This is a genomic window from Compostibacillus humi, from assembly GCF_014637175.1.
In the GTDB taxonomy this organism is placed as follows: domain Bacteria; phylum Bacillota; class Bacilli; order Bacillales; family Amphibacillaceae; genus Oceanobacillus; species Oceanobacillus humi.
The window spans coordinates 52,746-70,689 of record NZ_BMEV01000008.1; the positions used below are offsets into that span (position 1 = coordinate 52,746).

General features: G+C 45.8%; 19 protein-coding genes. All 19 read right to left on the minus strand.

Translation table 11 applies throughout. The annotated features are described in order from the left end of the window. Positions 1–31: 31 nt before the first annotated feature. The 19 genes from IEV18_RS03370 to pyrG all read right to left on the minus strand — a co-directional run bounded on the left by IEV18_RS03370 (position 32) and on the right by pyrG (position 17,656). Complete coding sequence (locus IEV18_RS03370; protein WP_188390966.1) at positions 32–1,372, minus strand: methyl-accepting chemotaxis protein; 1,341 nt, start codon at positions 1,370–1,372, stop codon at positions 32–34. A 20-nt stretch (positions 1,373–1,392) separates the two neighbouring features. After that, complete coding sequence (locus IEV18_RS03375) at positions 1,393–1,953, minus strand: low molecular weight protein arginine phosphatase (RefSeq protein ID WP_188390967.1); 561 nt, start codon at positions 1,951–1,953, stop codon at positions 1,393–1,395. A gap of 299 nt (positions 1,954–2,252) precedes the next feature. Beyond that, positions 2,253–2,657, minus strand: a complete 405-nt coding sequence (locus IEV18_RS03380; protein WP_188390968.1) for a VOC family protein — start codon at positions 2,655–2,657, stop codon at positions 2,253–2,255. A 102-nt stretch (positions 2,658–2,759) separates the two neighbouring features. Beyond that, on the minus strand, positions 2,760–3,314 hold the full coding sequence (locus tag IEV18_RS03385) for a manganese efflux pump MntP (protein ID WP_188390969.1): 555 nt from the start codon (positions 3,312–3,314) through the stop codon (positions 2,760–2,762). A 106-nt stretch (positions 3,315–3,420) separates the two neighbouring features. Beyond that, the gene (locus tag IEV18_RS03390) at positions 3,421–4,452 is read right to left on the minus strand and encodes an L-threonylcarbamoyladenylate synthase (RefSeq protein ID WP_188390970.1); all 1,032 of its coding nucleotides are present in this window, start codon (positions 4,450–4,452) and stop codon (positions 3,421–3,423) included. A gap of 235 nt (positions 4,453–4,687) precedes the next feature. Continuing rightward, positions 4,688–5,083 carry a hypothetical protein gene (locus IEV18_RS03395; protein ID WP_229733535.1) on the minus strand — a complete coding sequence of 132 codons (396 nt, stop codon included), beginning with the start codon at positions 5,081–5,083 and terminating at the stop codon, positions 4,688–4,690. Between the two features lie 75 nt (positions 5,084–5,158). After that, on the minus strand, positions 5,159–5,776 hold the full coding sequence (gene spoIIR, locus IEV18_RS03400) for a stage II sporulation protein R (RefSeq protein WP_229733532.1): 618 nt from the start codon (positions 5,774–5,776) through the stop codon (positions 5,159–5,161). A 98-nt stretch (positions 5,777–5,874) separates the two neighbouring features. Then, positions 5,875–6,735: a peptide chain release factor N(5)-glutamine methyltransferase gene (prmC, locus tag IEV18_RS03405; protein ID WP_188390973.1), complete on the minus strand. Its 861-nt coding sequence runs from the start codon at positions 6,733–6,735 to the stop codon at positions 5,875–5,877. After that, positions 6,732–7,808, minus strand: a complete 1,077-nt coding sequence (gene prfA / locus IEV18_RS03410; protein ID WP_188390974.1) for a peptide chain release factor 1 — start codon at positions 7,806–7,808, stop codon at positions 6,732–6,734. The genes prmC and prfA overlap by 4 nt, the downstream gene beginning before the upstream one ends. Positions 7,809–8,293: 485 nt before the next feature. Then, positions 8,294–8,428 carry a hypothetical protein gene (locus IEV18_RS17420; protein ID WP_268235409.1) on the minus strand — a complete coding sequence of 45 codons (135 nt, stop codon included), beginning with the start codon at positions 8,426–8,428 and terminating at the stop codon, positions 8,294–8,296. A 121-nt stretch (positions 8,429–8,549) separates the two neighbouring features. Beyond that, on the minus strand, positions 8,550–9,167 hold the full coding sequence (locus IEV18_RS03415; protein WP_188390975.1) for a thymidine kinase: 618 nt from the start codon (positions 9,165–9,167) through the stop codon (positions 8,550–8,552). A gap of 126 nt (positions 9,168–9,293) precedes the next feature. After that, a complete protein-coding gene (locus IEV18_RS03420; RefSeq protein ID WP_188390976.1) occupies positions 9,294–9,539 on the minus strand; it encodes a type B 50S ribosomal protein L31 in 246 nt (81 codons plus the stop codon). Between the two features lie 120 nt (positions 9,540–9,659). Further along, positions 9,660–10,937, minus strand: a complete 1,278-nt coding sequence (gene rho / locus IEV18_RS03425) for a transcription termination factor Rho (RefSeq protein WP_188390977.1) — start codon at positions 10,935–10,937, stop codon at positions 9,660–9,662. A 355-nt stretch (positions 10,938–11,292) separates the two neighbouring features. Continuing rightward, positions 11,293–12,258 carry a class II fructose-bisphosphatase gene (glpX, locus tag IEV18_RS03430; RefSeq protein ID WP_188390978.1) on the minus strand — a complete coding sequence of 322 codons (966 nt, stop codon included), beginning with the start codon at positions 12,256–12,258 and terminating at the stop codon, positions 11,293–11,295. A gap of 99 nt (positions 12,259–12,357) precedes the next feature. Further along, the gene (gene murA, locus IEV18_RS03435; protein ID WP_188390979.1) at positions 12,358–13,644 is read right to left on the minus strand and encodes a UDP-N-acetylglucosamine 1-carboxyvinyltransferase; all 1,287 of its coding nucleotides are present in this window, start codon (positions 13,642–13,644) and stop codon (positions 12,358–12,360) included. 103 nt (positions 13,645–13,747) lie between these two features. After that, a complete protein-coding gene (gene fsa / locus IEV18_RS03440; RefSeq protein ID WP_188390980.1) occupies positions 13,748–14,392 on the minus strand; it encodes a fructose-6-phosphate aldolase in 645 nt (214 codons plus the stop codon). A 62-nt stretch (positions 14,393–14,454) separates the two neighbouring features. Continuing rightward, positions 14,455–15,309: a class II fructose-1,6-bisphosphate aldolase gene (gene fba, locus IEV18_RS03445; protein ID WP_188390981.1), complete on the minus strand. Its 855-nt coding sequence runs from the start codon at positions 15,307–15,309 to the stop codon at positions 14,455–14,457. A gap of 123 nt (positions 15,310–15,432) precedes the next feature. Continuing rightward, positions 15,433–15,798 (minus strand): response regulator, encoded by a 366-nt coding sequence (locus tag IEV18_RS03450; RefSeq protein ID WP_188390982.1) that lies wholly within the window; start codon positions 15,796–15,798, stop codon positions 15,433–15,435. A gap of 244 nt (positions 15,799–16,042) precedes the next feature. Then, entirely contained in the window at positions 16,043–17,656 is a 1,614-nt protein-coding gene (pyrG, locus tag IEV18_RS03455; protein ID WP_188390983.1) for a CTP synthase, read from the minus strand. Positions 17,657–17,944 lie beyond the last annotated feature (288 nt).

Genomic DNA, 17,944 nt, shown 5'->3' on the forward strand with positions numbered 1-17,944 from the left:
CCTCCACATATTAGGATAGCCAAGCCTTAAATTAGGCTTGGCCATTTTCTTCTTCATTCGGGTCTTCTTCCTTATGTTCTGCAAAGCGGAATTGTCTAATCTGTTCTTTTAAGTTTTTCGCCTGTTCTTCAATTTCAAAGGCGAGGGCATCCACTTCGTCAATCGTTGCCACCTGCTCCTGGATGGATGCATTCACTTCCTCCGTACCTGCCGACGTTTCTTCCGCAATGGCTGCGACTTCCTGGGATTGACGGACCGTATCTTGAATCGACTCCAGCTGCTTTTCTACGAGTCCGGTTATTTCGTCGATTTCCGATGCTACTTCTTCAACGGATGTTGCCATATGTTCAATCGTCACGTTCGTTTCTGCGCCTTTTTCCGATTCTTCCTTGGCAAAGGTGACATTGTCCGTAATTTTCCGGACGACTTCCTGGACGTCTTCTTGAATGGCCAAAATTAACTCCGATATCCGCTGTACATTTTGCGCACTTTGATCGGCAAGTTTCCGGATTTCTTCAGCGACGACGGCAAATCCTTTCCCGTGTTCCCCGGCCCGGGCGGCTTCAATGGACGCATTTAACGCGAGCAAGTTCGTCTGTTCGGCAATTTCCCCGACCATCGTAATAATCGACTCCACCTGCAAGGCGTTTTGCCGCAAATGATCGACGCTTTCGAGGGAAATTTCCTGCTCTTCCGCCAGCTTTTGAATTCCCGAGACTAATTGATGCACCGTTGCTTTGCTCGTCTCCAATGTTTCCAGCATTTTCTCAGATTTGTCCTTTGACTGGCTCGCTTTCTGCTGGACATGTTTCGCCAGTTCCGTTGCCGTTTCCACCGCTTCCGCCGTAAACTGAATCGCTTCCGAGGAACTTTCCGCACCTTTGGAAATTTCATCGATGGAAGTCCCAATCATGGCGGCATGCTGTGCTGCGCTGCTGGATGCTTCTTTCATTCGCAATACGCTTTCATTTGTCTTTTCGAAGTTTTCGTTAATGTTGTAGACGATTTTATTCAAATTCGTCAGCATCGTCTGAAAGGACAAGTAGAGTGCGCGAATTTCATCGTCCGATTTCGGAATCGTCACCGTCTGGTCTAAATTCCCTTCTGCCGCCTCAGAAGCAATTTTTTCCAGCCGCTCCAGCGGTTTCGTTATGACGAAAGCAGCAAAGTAAGCTAAAATCCCAGACCACATAATTCCGAGGGATAGGGTAATAATCGTAAACCATTCGAACGAAATTTGTATGTAAGGTGTAATCCAATCATAAAGAATATAAAGCCAAAAAGCACTCGTTCCGTACGTAATTAGTGCCAATATTGTTGTAAAGAGGACTAATTTTAATCGCAGGCTAAATCGGTATTTTTTCTTTTTCATCCTTCTGACCTCCGCTTCGGCTAAGGCTTCATTTTTTTCACGAGTTCTTCAATGTATTCATCCAGTTCTTCCAGCGTTTCCCGATATACTTGAACATCACCGCCAAAGGGATCGGTAATATCGTAGTCAGCTAATGCCGTTTCCAGCTGGCCGACGTTTTCTCCATCCTTGTCCCGATATTCATTTGCTTCATGTAAGGACCGTTTATCTTCTATGTCTGCATCGTTATTTTCCATATTTTTCCATGTTTCTTCATCCGACTCGATGACAAATTCCTTTAACGTATAATATTTATGCTGATGATCAGGAAATTCCCGGATTAATGCTTGCTTATGGCCGGTCGTCATCGTTAAGACGAGATCGGACCATGTTAACAGTTCAGCGGTAACCGGCTGAGATTCATGGTTTAACGCAATATCCCTTTCCGCCATTACTTGAATCGCCTTCTGATTCGCACTTTCCTTATGGCCGGCAAAAATTCCCGCAGACTGCACTTCCAGATTCGGCATTTTATGCTTTAACAGCGCTTCTGCCATCGGACTTCGGCACGTATTCCCTGTACAGACGAATAGAATCTTCATGTAACGTCCTCCATTACTTGTTATCTAAGTAAAATATACCATATTTAGCGCCTGAGATGCTAAACAAATTATGATAATAATGGAGAATTTCAGAGAATTTTTTATTTGTCCCTTGCATTTCATCATTGCAACGGACGAAACGCGGTAAGATAAGGCAGCTTTGACGGGTTGTCATGCATCTCTTAGAAATTTATTGAATTCGTGTTACAGACAGCAAAAAAGCGATAATCGTTTAGACTATCGCTTCCTTTCCATCATTGATCCGAAGGCAGCTCTTCTTTTCCTTCCGAGTGTTCGGGTTAGGCATAACTTCGATTCATCAGCACGATTCTCCAGCCGTCAGGGTCTTCGATTGTAATTCCTTTTTCCTTCCAGTAGGCATTTTCCGGTTCCACTTCGGTATAGCCCATTTGTTGCAACCGTTGATATACTTTCGTTATTTCACTTTTATCCTCAATATAGAAAACTAACAAATTATCTTTCGTTGGTGCAGGACATGGACTTCCATTAATATGGCGGGTGAATTCCAAGTGATAATGTACATCGGGCAGTCCGATAATTACCCCCTCGTATCCCCTATTTCCTTTAAACCTTTCAATGATTCTAAGACCTAAACCATTCACATAAAAATCAATGACCTCTTCAAACTTATCTGTCGGTCTTGCAATTCGAACTTGCGCTGCGGTAAAATCTTGGAATTCCATTGCTTTATCCTCTCTTTTCTATGAAAAATTCTGCTCTTAAAAAGCAGTATTCGCCAACCGGCAAAAATACAGTACCCTGCCCACAGTAAGTTAAGCTTTCGTTTAAGAAATCAGCATGGCAATGCCAAGCCCGCATAGAATGCTCCCGCCCAGCATTTCGCTGTAAACGCCTAAAAGTCCCCGCACTTTTCGTCCGATTAACAGTCCGGACCAGGTCATACACGTGCTGCAAATACCGAAGAGCAGGACGGCGACTATCGCTTTCACTTGAGACATGCCGAGGCTTAAACCGACGGAAAAGCTGTCGAGGCTGACGGTAAAAGCTAGGAGCACGAGCCCGGCGCCGACGGGGGACAGCCGATCATTCGTGTCAGGAAACAGGGCATGGATAATCATCTGCAAACCGATGGCAATAATAATGCATGCGCCAACAATTGCGGTAAAACTGCCAATTTGACTAGAAATAATCTTGCCGAGGTAAATCCCTAATAACGGCATCACAATATGAAATACCCCGATTATAAAGCCAATGATGGCGATCCGCTTTAGCCGAAGCTGGAGCATTCCCATGCCTAAACTGACGGAAAAAGCATCCATTCCAACGGCAAAAGCGATCATTAATAAGGAAAAAAATTCACCAATGACATATTGTGCCATACGTATCCCCCTAGGACATGCTTATTCAATATATGCATGTCCAAAGGAGATTATGTTGAAAAGGTTCGGTCATATTCCTTTTTCCACATCCTTGTGGATAAGCCGATTAATCAGCCGCGGTTAAAGTGTTGCTTGCTGCTTTTCGGAGGCGGTTCATAATCGCCTGGCCAATCCCTTCTTCCGGAAACGTTTCACAGAGAATCAGGTCATAATCGCCTTTTTTAAACGTGCGCAAGCCTTCATACAGACGGGCGGCAATTTCCGCCAAATCTTCCCCTAACGGATATAGGGCATCGCCTTCCAGCTGGGAGCACGTCATTGTGCTTGCGAGCACTGCCACCTTCAGTCCTGCTTTCCGTTTTTTATCGATCAGCTTTTGCAAGACAGAAGGTCCCCCTTCCACAAGCCATAAAGGGATTTCGGGAGCATAATGACGATATTTCATTCCCGGAGATTTCGGTTTTTCCTTTTGATCTGTCAGTCCCGGGTCGATTACGACCGTTCCTGCCACTTCTTCCAGCTGTTCCTTCGTAATGCCTCCTGGTCTTAAAATAATTGGAACGTCGCCGGTGCAGTCGATGACCGTTGATTCAACGCCGACACCAGTTGGGCCGCCGTCAATTAGCCCGGCAATTTTACCTTGTAAATCTTCCCAAACATGGTCGGCAGTCGTCGGACTCGGCTTCCCGGAAATGTTGGCGCTTGGAGCCGCGACGGGCCGGCCTGTTTTTTTCAGCAGCGCAAGCGCCACCGGATGGTCAGGAATTCGGACAGCAACCGTCTCCAGTCCGGCTGTAACATTTTCGGCACATGTTCCATTATCTTTTAAAACATATGTAATCGGCCCCGGAGAATAGGCTTCGATTAACTTTTCCGCATATGGAGGGATATATGTAACTAACTGTTTTAGCTGTTCTATAGTTGCAACATGGGCAATAAGCGGATTATCCTGGGGTCTCCCCTTCGCCCGGAAGATGTTATCCACAGCTTGTGGATTTGTCGCATCCGCCCCAAGGCCGTACACCGTCTCGGTAGGGAAAGCAACCGTCTTTCCTTCCTTCAGCATCGCTGCTGCTGCTTCGATGGCTTCGAGAAAATCCGTTTCACCCGTGTTGATCTTCCATCGTATCGTTTTCATGTTCCAACCTCTTTTCTCAAAACTATTGTAGAGGATTCCCTTTATTTACGCAAAATGTTTTTCCGGGGGTGATTTGCCGAAAATAAAAATACCTGTGTACTTTATCCACAGGCAAATCGTTGTTTTTTTCCGATTTTATTTGTAAGCATCGAGAAAATATACACAACTATACACAAGTTTTTAACAAGTTATGCACAATGACTTGTGGATATTGTGCATAAACTTTCGCTAATTGCTAGGACACTTGGTAGTACCACCAGTTTCCCTTCGTTTTCGGCTGCGGGTTGGCGAAGACGTTTTCCCGCTGCAGATGGAATTGCATCGCTTCCAGCAAAATATCCACAATTGGCTGATGGCTGTGCACATACACGCTTTTTGCCTGTTTCGCTTTGGCGAGTGCTAGAATTGCTTCTAAAAGCACCGGCAGTTTATTCGCTTCATTCTTCGTAATGTACAGCTGCTTCAGCCAATACACATCTTCCTTCTCCATCTCGTCTAACACAAAACATCCTGCGATGTGATCCTTTACAGAGACGATATAGCCTTTCTCCTCTAGCACTTCTGAATCGAGGGTTTCGTTTTGCTGCAAAAATTCCTCCAACTGGCCGCTTGGCACTTCATTTGCGCGCATAATTTGCAAGATTTCCCTCACCCCATTTCTATCATCTGTTTTTTCTTTCTAGTATTTTATGCGATTATCGCAAAACTATGACCAGCCAAATAATTCAAAGAGAAAAAATTTCACTTTCGGTTTTTCCTCTTCCTTTTCTTTTTCCTCCTCCTCTTTCTCTTCCTCGTCCAGCTCCTGTTCTTCTGCACTGACGGTGCTCCCGAAGGAAAAATCTAAAAAGCAGAGAGGCGGAAAGAGGACACACCACCAGTTGGAGCCTTCTCCTTCTCCGATCGTAATCAGAATCGCTTCATACTCCCCTTGGGGATAGAGGAAATTATCATAAATTTTTGCCGGGAACAGAATATTTTTACCGTACTCTACCGTGAAGCTGTCCGCTGCTCCTTCTTGTTCCAGCACTTCCCCGACTACCGCTTCCACTTCATCGATATTGTTTTCAATCAAGTTCCTCGCTTCTTCGATGTCCGTCATATGGGCAACCCAGGAAGTGACTTCCTCGTTCACCCGGTCCCTCACTAACCGTTTAATCGCCTGGTCTTCCTCGCTGTCGCTATTGGCCAAAATGCGCAGGCGGATTGCTTCATCCGGAATGACTTGATAATCATATTCTCCCTCGTCTGTGGAAAATCCTTCTATCGGCATCATAAACATAAAGATAAGTGCAATCCATAAAAAAATTACTAGTTTCTTCACCGCAACTTCCCCCATACCGTCATTTTAGTTTTCAGTATGGACAAGAGTTTCGGCTTTTAAACTAGCAATCTACTATTTTCTATATGAAATTTTCTGGCTTAGTCTTCTTTTAGACGCGCAAGAACAATCCGGTCCTTGCCGTTTATGTCTTGTTTGATTTCGGTTTGGGCACGAGGTAAGGTGTGCTCAAGCATCGCTTTCACCGCTTCCCCTTGGGTATGGCCGATTTCGAAAGCAATTGCTCCGTCCGCCTGAACGACGGCTGGCAAATCACGGATAATGTTCCGGTAGGCGGCAAGGCCATTTTCCTCGGCAAAAAGCGCAAGGGAAGGATCAAACTGTGTGACCGTGTCGGAAAGCTCATCCGCTTCTTCCGGCGCTATATAGGGCGGATTGGACACGATAATGTCCGCTCTTATCTTTTTCGCAATAAGGGGTCTCAGGAAATCCCCTTGGATAAAACAAACGTTTGATTCGAGACGTGCTGCATTTTCTTTCGCTACGTGAAGGGCTGCTTCCGAAATATCCGTCGCTATAACGGTTGCCTGCTCCAATTCCAAGGCAAGAGTCACGGCAATGGCGCCGCTTCCTGTTCCGACATCAACGATCGTGAGCGGCCCATTTTTGCTGCGGGCAATGGCAATAACCTGTTCGACCAGCTCTTCCGTCTCCGGCCGGGGAATTAGCACATCGGGATTGACGGTAAATTTTCGCCCGTAAAAATATTCATAGCCAAGTAGATGCTGAACAGGAATCCCGCTTTCCGCATGTCGCTTAACGTCTTCTTCAAAGGCAGCGACAACTTCCGGCGCCGCCTCATCCCGCATCATGGCAAAAAATTGCGCCCGAGATACCCCCAGGTGATGCTGCAGAAGAATTTCTGCCACTTTTTCTTCCCGGTGACGCTGCTGTAAAAAAAGCGAAGCCCGTTTCAGGACTTCGTACACTTTTTCCGTCATTCTTTTTCACCTATTTGCTCCAGCTTTTTCGTCTGTTCCTCCAGCTGCAGGGCATCGATAATTTCATTCAATTTTCCTTCCAAAATTTGGTCTAACTTTTGAATCGTCAGGCCAATCCGGTGGTCGGTCACCCGGTTTTGCGGGAAGTTATAAGTACGGATCCGCTCGGAACGGTCCCCTGTACCGACTGCTGATTTCCGAGTTTCGTCCAATTCGGCCTGGGCTTCCTGCTGATATTTGTCGTAAATCCGGGCACGAAGCACTTTCATCGCTTTTTCCTTATTTTTAATTTGCGATTTTTCGTCCTGGATGGATACGACAATCCCGGTCGGAATATGGGTGAGACGCACCGCTGACATCGTCGTGTTCACGCTTTGTCCCCCCGGTCCGCTGGAAGCAAACGTATCAACACGGATATCTTTTTCGTTAATTTCCACTTCCACTTCTTCAGCTTCCGGCAGAACCGCAACCGTTGCTGTCGACGTATGGATTCGGCCGCCAGATTCGGTTTCCGGCACCCGCTGCACCCGGTGAGCCCCATTTTCAAACTTCAATTTGGAGTAAGCGCCTTTTCCGGAGATCATAAAAATAATTTCCTTATAGCCGCCGACTCCCGTCGTATGGGCTTCCATCACTTCCGTTTTCCACCCTTGGCTTTCTGCATAGCGGGAATACATCCGGTATAAGTCGCCGGCAAATAGCGCCGCTTCATCTCCCCCGGCTGCACCGCGGATTTCCATAAAGACGTTTTTATCATCATTCGGGTCCTTCGGCAGAAGCAAGATTTTCATCTTATCTTCCAGCGCTTCTTTTCGTTCGGAAAGCTCGGAAATCTCTCCCTTCACCATTTGGTACATTTCATCGTCCAAATCGTCTTCCAGCATTTCCTTCGCATCTTTTAATTCCTGCACGACGGATTTATATTCCCGATAGGCTTCCACTACGTCCTGCAGGCCTGCCTGTTCTTTGGAATATTCCCGTAATTTATTCGTATCACTGACAATTTCCGGGTCACTGAGCATTTCGGTTAATTTATTATAACGGTCTTCTAACGATTGTAATCGTTCTAACATGACGCACACCTCTTTCATTAACAGTATCATTATAGTATACCGCTATATGGATGGTCAAAAAAATTTTTCAAGGTTATGGAGCGTATGCCGCTCCTCTTTGATATCGGCGACTGTCTCCTGGATTTCAGCGTTCCGGAAAATATTTCAGCTTTTCTCCCGATTTATCGAGCGCTCGCAAAAATTTATCAGCTTTTCCCTTTTTATCGGCGCTTCTGAACATTTTATCAGCGTTCCTCCATTTATTTCGGCGGTTCTTTATTTTTTTCGAGTGTTCCTGGAAATATTTCAGCGAAACGCTCTATTTCGGCGCTTTTCCTTGCGATTTCAGCGTTCCGGAAAATATTTCAGCTTTTCTCCCGATTTATCGAGAGCTCGCAAAAATTTATCAGCTTTTCCCTTTTTATCGGCGCTTCTGAACATTTTATCAGCGTTTCTCCAATTATTTCGGCGGTTCTTTATTTTTTTCGAGTGTTCCTGGAAATATTTCAGCGAAACGCTCTATTTCGGCGCTTTTCCTTGCGATTTCGGCGTTCCGGCAAATATTTCAGCTTTTCTCCCATTTTATCGAGCGCTTGCAAAATTTTATCAGCTTTTCCCTTTTTATCGGCGCTTCTGAACATTTTATCAGCGTTCCTCCATTTATTTCGGCGGTTCTTTATTTTTTTCGAATGCTTCTGAAAATATATCAGCGAAACGCTCTATTACAGCCTCCTCCAGTCCATGTCCAAAAGAAAAAGCACCTTACATAGGTGCTTCGGCTGTTTTTTTCCGCTGCAGCGCTGGTTTGTTTGGCACTTCATGGTGGTGGCGGCATCGGGGTTCGTAGGATTCGGTTGCTCCGACTAAAATGACCGGGTCATGGTAGGAAGCCGGTTTTCCGTCAATTAGCCGCTGAGTTCGGGTTGCCGGGGAACCGCAAATCGGGCAAATGGCACTCAGCTTTGTCACCGATTCACTGATTGCCATTAATTTCGGAACGGGTCCAAACGGTTCGCCGCGAAAATCGGTATCGAGCCCTGCCGCAATCACACGGATTCCCTTTTCTGCCAATTCTTCGGCAATTTCAACGATCGTTTCGTCAAAAAATTGCACTTCGTCGATGCCGACGACTTCCGTTCCTTCGTTAATATGATCGTAAATTTCCTCTGCCCGATCGATTGGCTGGGCCGTTATCGATGTTCCGTTATGGCTAACGACAGCGGTATCATCGTAACGATTGTCAATCGTTGGCTTAAACACTTGAATCGATAAATTGGCGTATGTTGCCCGGCGAATGCGGCGAATCAGCTCCTCCGATTTTCCGGAAAACATGCTGCCGCAAATGATTTCAATCCATCCGTTTTGTTTCATCACATGCATTTTGCAAGAACCTCACTTTATTCATACAATATACCTTTCCTAGTTTACCACAACAGGGGACAACTCTGAACAGCATTTTCTTCCATAAAGCAAAAAAGGATGCCTGATAAGCACCCTTTTCTATTCTTACTTCATATTATATTTCTTCTTGAATCGGTCAACACGTCCGCCAACCGTATCCGCTTTTTGTTTTCCAGTATAGAATGGATGAGATGCAGAACTGATTTCTACACGAATCAATGGATACGTATTGCCGTCTTCCCATTCGATAGTTTCATTCGAAGTTCTTGTCGAGCCGCTCAAGAATTTATAATCTGAGCTTGTATCAAGAAATACAACTTTTCTGTACTCAGGATGAATACCTTTTTTCAAGTCTTTCCACTCCTTTTTGCCCTGAATCCTTTGGAAACAGAGTTATTTTAAGAGCCCTTTAAACTCACATATTTGAATTATACCAGTGCGATAATTCAATTGCAATAGCTCCTGGAAAAATTATTTCATGCCTTTTCGCTTCATTTCTTCGTCCATCAGCTGGAAAAATTCTTCATTGGATTTCGTGGATTTCAGCTTTCTTAGGAAGCGGTCGAGGAAATCCGGAGAATCCTGCATCGTTTTGCGGATCGTCCAAATTTTTTCCAAATGGTCTTTCGGTACGAGCAGTTCTTCTTTCCGGGTGCCGGAACGGAGAATGTCGATGGCCGGGAAAATGCGCCGCTCGGCCAGATTCCGGTCCAAATGCAATTCCATATTTCCCGTACCTTTAAATTCTTCATAGATCACGTCGTCCATTCGTGATCCCGTATCGACGAGGGCGGTGGCCAAAATCGTAAAACTGCCGCCTTCTTCAATATTTCTTGCCGCACCGAAGAACCGTTTTGGCCGGTGGAACGCTGCCGGGTCTATCCCGCCGGAAAGGGTCCTGCCGCTTGGCGGAATGACCAAGTTATATGCCCGGGCAAGCCGCGTAATACTGTCCATTAACACGATAACATCCCGCTTATGCTCCACGAGCCGCATTGCCCGCTCCAATACTAGCTCGGAAACGCGGATATGGCTTTCCGGTACTTCATCAAAGGTGGACGATACGACATCGACATCCGGAGAGACAGACCGTTCAATATCTGTAACTTCTTCGGGACGTTCATCGACAAGTAAAATGATGAGTTTCGCATGCGGATGATTTTTCGTAATGCTGTTGGCAATCTGTTTTAACAGCATCGTTTTCCCGGCTTTCGGCGGAGCGACAATCAGTCCCCGCTGCCCAAAACCGACCGGGGTCATCAAATCGATAATGCGGGTCGATAAGTTGGATGCATCGGTTTCCAGTTTCATAAAGCGATCCGGATACAGTGCGGTTAACGCAGGGAAATGGACACGCTCTTTGGCAATTTCCGGGTCTTCGCTGTTTACTGCGTCCACGTGCAATAGTCCGTAATACCGTTCATTTTCCTTTGGAGGGCGGACTTTTCCTGAAACTTTGTCGCCATTCCGCAAATCGAAACGGCGGATTTGCGATGCGGATATGTAAATATCTTCTGCACTCGGCGAATAATTAATCGGACGAAGGAAACCGAATCCTTCGGACGGGATAATTTCTAAAATCCCATCCATGAATAAAAATCCGTCTTTTTCTGCTTGGGCTTTTAAGATGGCAAATATGAGTTCTTTTTTCGTCAGTTTTGCATAGTAGGAAATTTTATATTCCTTCGCTAAAGCATATAATTCCTTTAATGTTAATGTTTCCAATTGAGAGATTGTTAATGTTGACATTTCATCACCACGCCTATTTGTTTTCCATTGCCTCATACAGAAAATAATAGAATTCCGCAACGAACAAATTATTTAGATGTACATTTTTCCATGGAAAAAGTCCTAGAAGAAAGGTAAGATTTTAGGAAGCAGAAGCAGAAGTTTGCGAATGGCCGGCAAAGGAAGGGTTTATTCCATTACCATACTAGCCAAATCGGGCATTCGTTAAACATCTATTATATTACTCTTTTAACAAGGAATATTCAATACTATTTTTAACTTGGTTTTAATACCAGGGAATAAATGATGGCAGGAGTATGGGAGTAATTTCATAGTTTAGTAATCCGGGGAAGATATAGCTACCTTCCCCGAACAATTATTTTACGACATAGTTTGGCTTCTTCTTCAGACTATGCTGACCGTCGATAAAACGGACCGTTCCGCTTTTTGCCCGCATGACGACGGATTGGGTTGTTGCTTTCCAGCCCTTAAACTGGACGCCTTTCAGCAATTCGCCGTCCGTTACGCCCGTTGCGGCAAAAATACAATCGTCACCGCTGCAAAAATCATCCATGTAAAACACTTTGTTTAAATCGGCAATTCCCATCGATTTGCAGCGGGCAATTTCCTCATCATTAGAAGGCATGAGTTTCCCTTGAATTTCGCCGCCGAGGCATTTCAATGCCGCAGCTGCAATCACCCCTTCCGGCGCGCCGCCGCTGCCGAGCAAAATGTCTACCCCGGTATCGTCAAAGGCGGTATTGATTGCTGCTGCCACATCCCCGTTCGGAATCAATTTAATCCGCGCGCCTGCTTCCCGGATTTCCCGGATCAGTTTTTCGTGTCGGGGACGGTCAAGAACAGTGGCAACGACATCTTCTATATCTTTATTTTTTGCCTTTGCAACCGCTTTTAAATTATCGATGACCGGCGCATTAATGTCAATCATGCCAACGGCTTCCGGCCCGACGGCAATTTTATCCATATACATATCCGGCGCATGCAAAAGGGTGCCTTCATCGGCAATGGCAATAACGGATAGAGCGTTCCACGTTCCTTGGGCAACGATATCCGTTCCCTCCAGCGGGTCTACCGCCACATCAACACGAGGGCCGTCTCCGGTGCCGAGTTTTTCGCCGATATAGAGCATCGGCGCTTCATCCATCTCCCCTTCGCCAATGACGACGGTTCCGATCATCGGCACCGTATCGAACACGGTACGCATGGCGGTTGTCGCCGCATCGTCCGCTTCATCTTTTACGCCTCGTCCCATCCAGCGGGCGGAAGCTAATGCTGCAGCCTCCGTCACCCGTACTAATTCCATCGTTAAACTTCTTTCCATCATTTTTCGCTCCTTTTTTTGAAAGTACCCTCATCCCAATGGATACTTAAAAACAAAAAAGGATGTATCTCTATATAGGTCTATTATACAGGAAAGTTTTCAAGAATTGCGGATTTGCAAAATTTCTTCTTCTGTTAATTTTTCCCGCCAGATGTTGGCGCCGAGGTTCGTTAATTTTTCCGTAATTTTTTCGTATCCCCGGTCGATGTGTTCCACTCCGGTTATTTCCGTAACGCCATTAGCCATGAGCCCGGCGATGACGAGCGCAGCGCCGGCCCTAAGGTCGGATGCTTTCACCTTTGCCCCTTCCAGCTGTACCGGCCCGTTGACGATCACCGAGCCGCCCTGCACTTTAATGACGGCATTCATCCGCCGCAGCTCGTCAATATGCTTCAAGCGGGCGGAATAGATCGTATCCGTCACAATACCCGTATTGTCCGCTTTCGTTAATAAGGTGGTAAAGGGCTGCTGCAAGTCCGTCGGAAATCCCGGATAGACTAATGTTTTTATATCGACGCTTTTCAGCGGCTGTCTCGGTGCAATGTACAGCTGTTCGTCGCTCTCTTCCACGGTGACTCCCATTTCCCTCAGTTTTGCCAAAAGGGATTCGATGTGCTGGGTGATGACATTATCGAGAATCACTTCTTTTCCTTGGGCAGCTGCCGCAATCGCATACGTTCCCGCCTCAATCCGGTCCGGGATGATCGTATGTTTGCAGCCGTGGAGCGACGGTACCCCTTCAATGCGAATGACATCGGTACCGACCCCTTTGATTTTTGCTCCCATGTTTGTCAGGAGTGTGGCCACATCGATAATTTCCGGCTCTTTTGCCGCATTTTCGATAATCGTTTTCCCTTTCGCCAATACAGCGGCGAGCATAATGTTGATGGTGGCGCCGACGCTGACAACGTCCAGATAGATTCTTGCTCCCCGTAATTCTTTTGCCCGCAAATAGATGGCCCCTTGTTCGTTTTTTACTTCCGCACCGAGGGCTTCAAACCCTTTAATGTGCTGATCAATCGGCCGGGGCCCGAGATAGCAGCCGCCAGGAAGTCCGATTACTGCCTTTTTGAACTTGCCGAGCATCGCCCCCATAAAATAATAGGATGCCCGAAGCTTTTTCACCTTTCCATTCGGAAGGGGCATGGCCACCATTTTTTCCGGATGAATCGTTACGTTCTGCCCGTTCCAATGAACCTGGCCGCCGATTTCTTCCAGCAAATCGCTTAACGTATATACGTCGGATATTTGCGGCAAGCCTTCAATCGTAACCGGAGAGTCGGCAAGAATCGATGCCGGCAGGAGGGCAACCGCACTGTTTTTTGCACCGCTTATTTTTACTTTGCCATTTAATAAATGTCCGCCTTCAATTAATAATTTTTGCATCCTTTGCACCCGCTTTTGAGGTAGTCCCTATTTTTTCGACATGTTCACCGAAATGTTTCCATCCTTATCAGCATGGACAAATACGCTTCTATTCATAACGGCATTATTCGTTTGCTTTGTTCCAATCCGCCAGAAACTTCTCTATGCCTTGATCCGTCAACGGATGTTTGACGAGCTGCTCCAATACTTTATATGGGATCGTTGCAATATGGGCTCCGTGCAATGCCGCATCGACGACATGCATCGGATGACGAATGGAGGCAGCAATAATTTCCGTGTCAATGCGATGGCGGTCAAAAATTTCCGCGATCGTTGCAATCAGATCCATTCCGTGATGGCCAATGTCATCGAGCCGTCCTAAAAACGGAGAAACGTAGGTTGCTCCTGCCCGTGCAGCAAGCAGCGCCTGATTGGCATTGAAAATTAACGTGACATTCGTCTTAATGTTCATGTCAGAGAACGCTTTTACCGCTTTCAACCCTTCCAAAGTCATCGGCACTTTAATCGTAATGTTTGGTGCAATCGCCGCGAGCTCTTTTCCTTCTTTAATCATGCCTTCCGCATCTTCGGAAATAACTTCGGCGCTTACAGAGCCGGATACTTCTTGGGTAATTTCCTTGAGCCGGTCATGGAAGGATACATTTTCTTTGGCAACGAGACTCGGGTTCGTCGTTACCCCGGCTAAAATGCCTAATGCATTCGCTTTCCGGATCTCTTCAATATTCGCAGTATCGATAAAAAATTTCATGGTGGCACTCCTTCATTTAAAATAATGGGAAGCGGCGAGAATCCGCCGCCTCATATTTATATTTATGCTTTCTGGGAAGAACCGAATTCCCGCATTTTCCCAATTACAGTCTGTTTAATTGCCTCTGTACCAGGGCCTAAGTATTTTCTCGGATCATACAGCTCTGGTTTTTCTTCCAATACTTTCCGTACTGCCGCTGTTTGTGCCATTTGGTTTTCCGTATTGACGTTAATTTTTGCCGTACCTAAGGAAATGGCTTTTTGAATATCTTTTAACGGAATGCCTGTTCCGCCGTGAAGAACGAGAGGAATTTTAACCGCTTCAGAAATTTCTTCCATTTCTTTAAACCCTAAGTTCGGCTCGCCTTTATACGGACCGTGCACCGAGCCAAGAGCTGGCGCCAAACAGTCAATGCCGGTTTCTGCTACAATCCGTTTGCACTCTTCCAAGTCTGCATATTGGATTCCGCCAATAACGCCATCTTCTTCACCACCAACGGTACCGACTTCCGCTTCCACAGATACTCCATGGATATGGGCTAATTCGGTTACCTTTTTCGTGATGGCAATATTTTCTTCAATTGGGGAATGGGATGCATCGATCATAACCGAAGTAAAGCCGGCATGAATCGCTTGTGCTACTTTCTCAAAACTGGAACCGTGATCCAAATGAATGGCAACAGGAACAGTAGTGCCGTATTCCTCCATTAACGCTTTGACCATGGCTACGACAACTTTAAAACCGCCCATGTATTTTCCTGCACCTTCGGAAACACCGAGAATAACTGGTGATTTCTCTTCCTCTGCCGCTTGCAGGATTGCCTGTACATATTCCAGGTTATTGATGTTAAATTGGCCAACGGCATAGCCATTTGCCTTTGCTGTTTCCAGCATTTCTTTCATTGATACTAAAGGCATTTCATATCCTCCTTCGGTGGTGAAAAAATTCACATAACCTTAATTTTGCTTGCCTACACTTCTAGAATACCAAGTCCGTCTAGCCGGCGCAACCGTCGGAAAAGTCCGTGATTTTTCCATTTTTTATGAAGAAAGGATATTGTTTACTTCCTGGCAAAAATCGTGGATATTGAACGGTTTTGCCAATATTTTCTTTACCCTCGGATAATTTTGTATTTCTTCTTCCATATTTTCTGCCAGACCGCTCATGATTATTGCCGGAGTCGGGATTTTTCTTTCTTCCATTTGCTGTAAAACTTCACTTCCATCCACGAGCGGAAGTTTGTAATCAAGAATGATTAAGTCGAAGGTCATCTTTTCCAGTAAGTGAAGCGTTTCTTTGCCGTTTTCTGCCGTCGTTACAGTATAGCCGATGCTTTCGAGAATATCTGTAAGCAGAAGGCGTATCCCCGGCTGATCATCAACAATTAATATTTCTTTCTTTTCCACATCTACTTGCCCCCTTATTGCCCTATTAAATCCCCCCAATATGAACAATTCGTGAAAAATCCAATTTTTCCTGCAAAAATCATGCTAAAATAGTAAAATTTTACATTTTTCTTCTAAATCGGGAATATTGGCAGCGTTTTCAATAAATTTTGTTGGGAATATTTCCTCGGCCAGGCAGGGGGAGCGCTGCTGCTTGCTCCTAGATAAAAAGAAGAGAGGCTTAGGGAATTCGCCTCTCTTCTTCTTATTTGCGTTTTTCTTTATAGTTGACGCATGCGCCGATAAATCCTTTAAACAATCCTTGCGGCCGTGTCGGTCTGGATGTAAATTCCGGGTGGAATTGGCAGGCAACGAACCACGGATGGTCTTTCAGTTCGATTGTTTCTACGAGACGGCCGTCCGGGCTCGTACCGGAGAACACAAATCCCTTTTCCTCCATTTGTTCCCGATAGGCGTTATTAAATTCGTACCGATGGCGGTGGCGTTCTTCAACAATATCTGCTCCATCGTAAGCTTCCTTTGTTTTCGTGCCGTCCATTAATTTGCACGGATAAGCTCCCAGCCTTAATGTTCCGCCCATATCGGATACGTCTTTTTGTTCCGGAAGCAGGTCAATGACCGGATGCGGCGTATTCGGATCGATTTCGGCCGAATGGGCCCCTTCCAAGCCGACGACGTTGCGGGCAAACTCGACCGATGCGAGCTGCATTCCGAGGCAAATGCCGAAAAACGGAATGTTGTTTTCCCGGGCGTACTGGATGGCGGCGATTTTCCCGTCGACGCCCCGGTCGCCGAAGCCGCCCGGCACTAAAATGCCGTCGACATCGCGAAGGACTTCATGAACGTCCTGCTCTTCCAGCTCTTCTGCGTTTACCCATTGAATATCAATATCCGTATCATATACATAGCCGGCATGTTTCAGCGCCTCAACGACGGAAATATAGGCGTCCGGCAGTTCCACGTATTTTCCGACAAGCCCGATGCGTACTGTTTTTGACAGGTTTCTCACTTTTTCCACGAGCTGAATCCATTCTTCCATATTAGCCGGTCCGCAATTTAAGCCGAAATGATCGCACGTTAACTGGTCCAGCTGCTGCTCCTGCAAAGAAATCGGCACTTGATACAACGTGTCTGCATCTTGCATTTCAATAACTGCCTCTAAATCGATATCACAAAACAGGGAGATTTTTTCTTTCATTTCTTTGCTGATCGGCTGTTCTGTCCGCAAAACGATGACGTCCGGCTGGATTCCGAGGGAACGCAATTCTTTTACGCTATGCTGAGTCGGTTTCGTTTTTAGTTCTCCGGCCGCTTTAATATACGGAATAAGCGTACAATGAATGTACATGACGCTGTTCCGGCCGACATCCTTTTTAATTTGGCGGATTGCTTCCAAAAACGGCAAAGATTCAATATCTCCAACGGTTCCGCCAATCTCGGTAATGACCACATCCGCACCCGTCGCTTCCCCGGCACGGAAAACCTGCTCTTTAATTTCATTCGTAATATGGGGAATGACTTGGACTGTCGCACCTAAGTAATCTCCCCTTCTTTCTTTCCGGAGCACGCTCGAATACACTTTTCCCGTCGTAATATTGCTGTATTTATTTAAATTATTATCGATAAACCGTTCATAATGGCCCAAGTCCAAGTCCGTTTCGGCACCATCGTGGGTAACAAAGACTTCCCCGTGCTGGTACGGGCTCATCGTTCCCGGGTCCACGTTAATGTACGGATCGAATTTTTGGAGGGTTACTTTTAAACCACGGTTTTTTAATAGACGTCCTAGAGAGGCTGCTGTAATTCCTTTCCCTAATGAAGAGACAACTCCACCTGTTACAAAAATATACTTCGTCACGACTCATCCCTCTTTCTCTTTTTCATTACCTTTATTTTGTTCAATTCGATTGATAAAAACGAATATAAAACAAGAAAAGCGCCCCCTGTTCAAGGGGAACGCTACCGTTTCTCATTTATAGAGCCCAAATAAAATTGTACTTACTCAAATAGAAAAAGTCAAGATGCCTATTTTTTTAGTATGTGTCAAGTTTTTCTCGATGTTGTTTTTATCATGCTATTTCCAGCACTCTATTTTTGTACACTTTTTTCGGCTACCGCGCTGTCGCTTGCTGGCCTCGACGTTTTT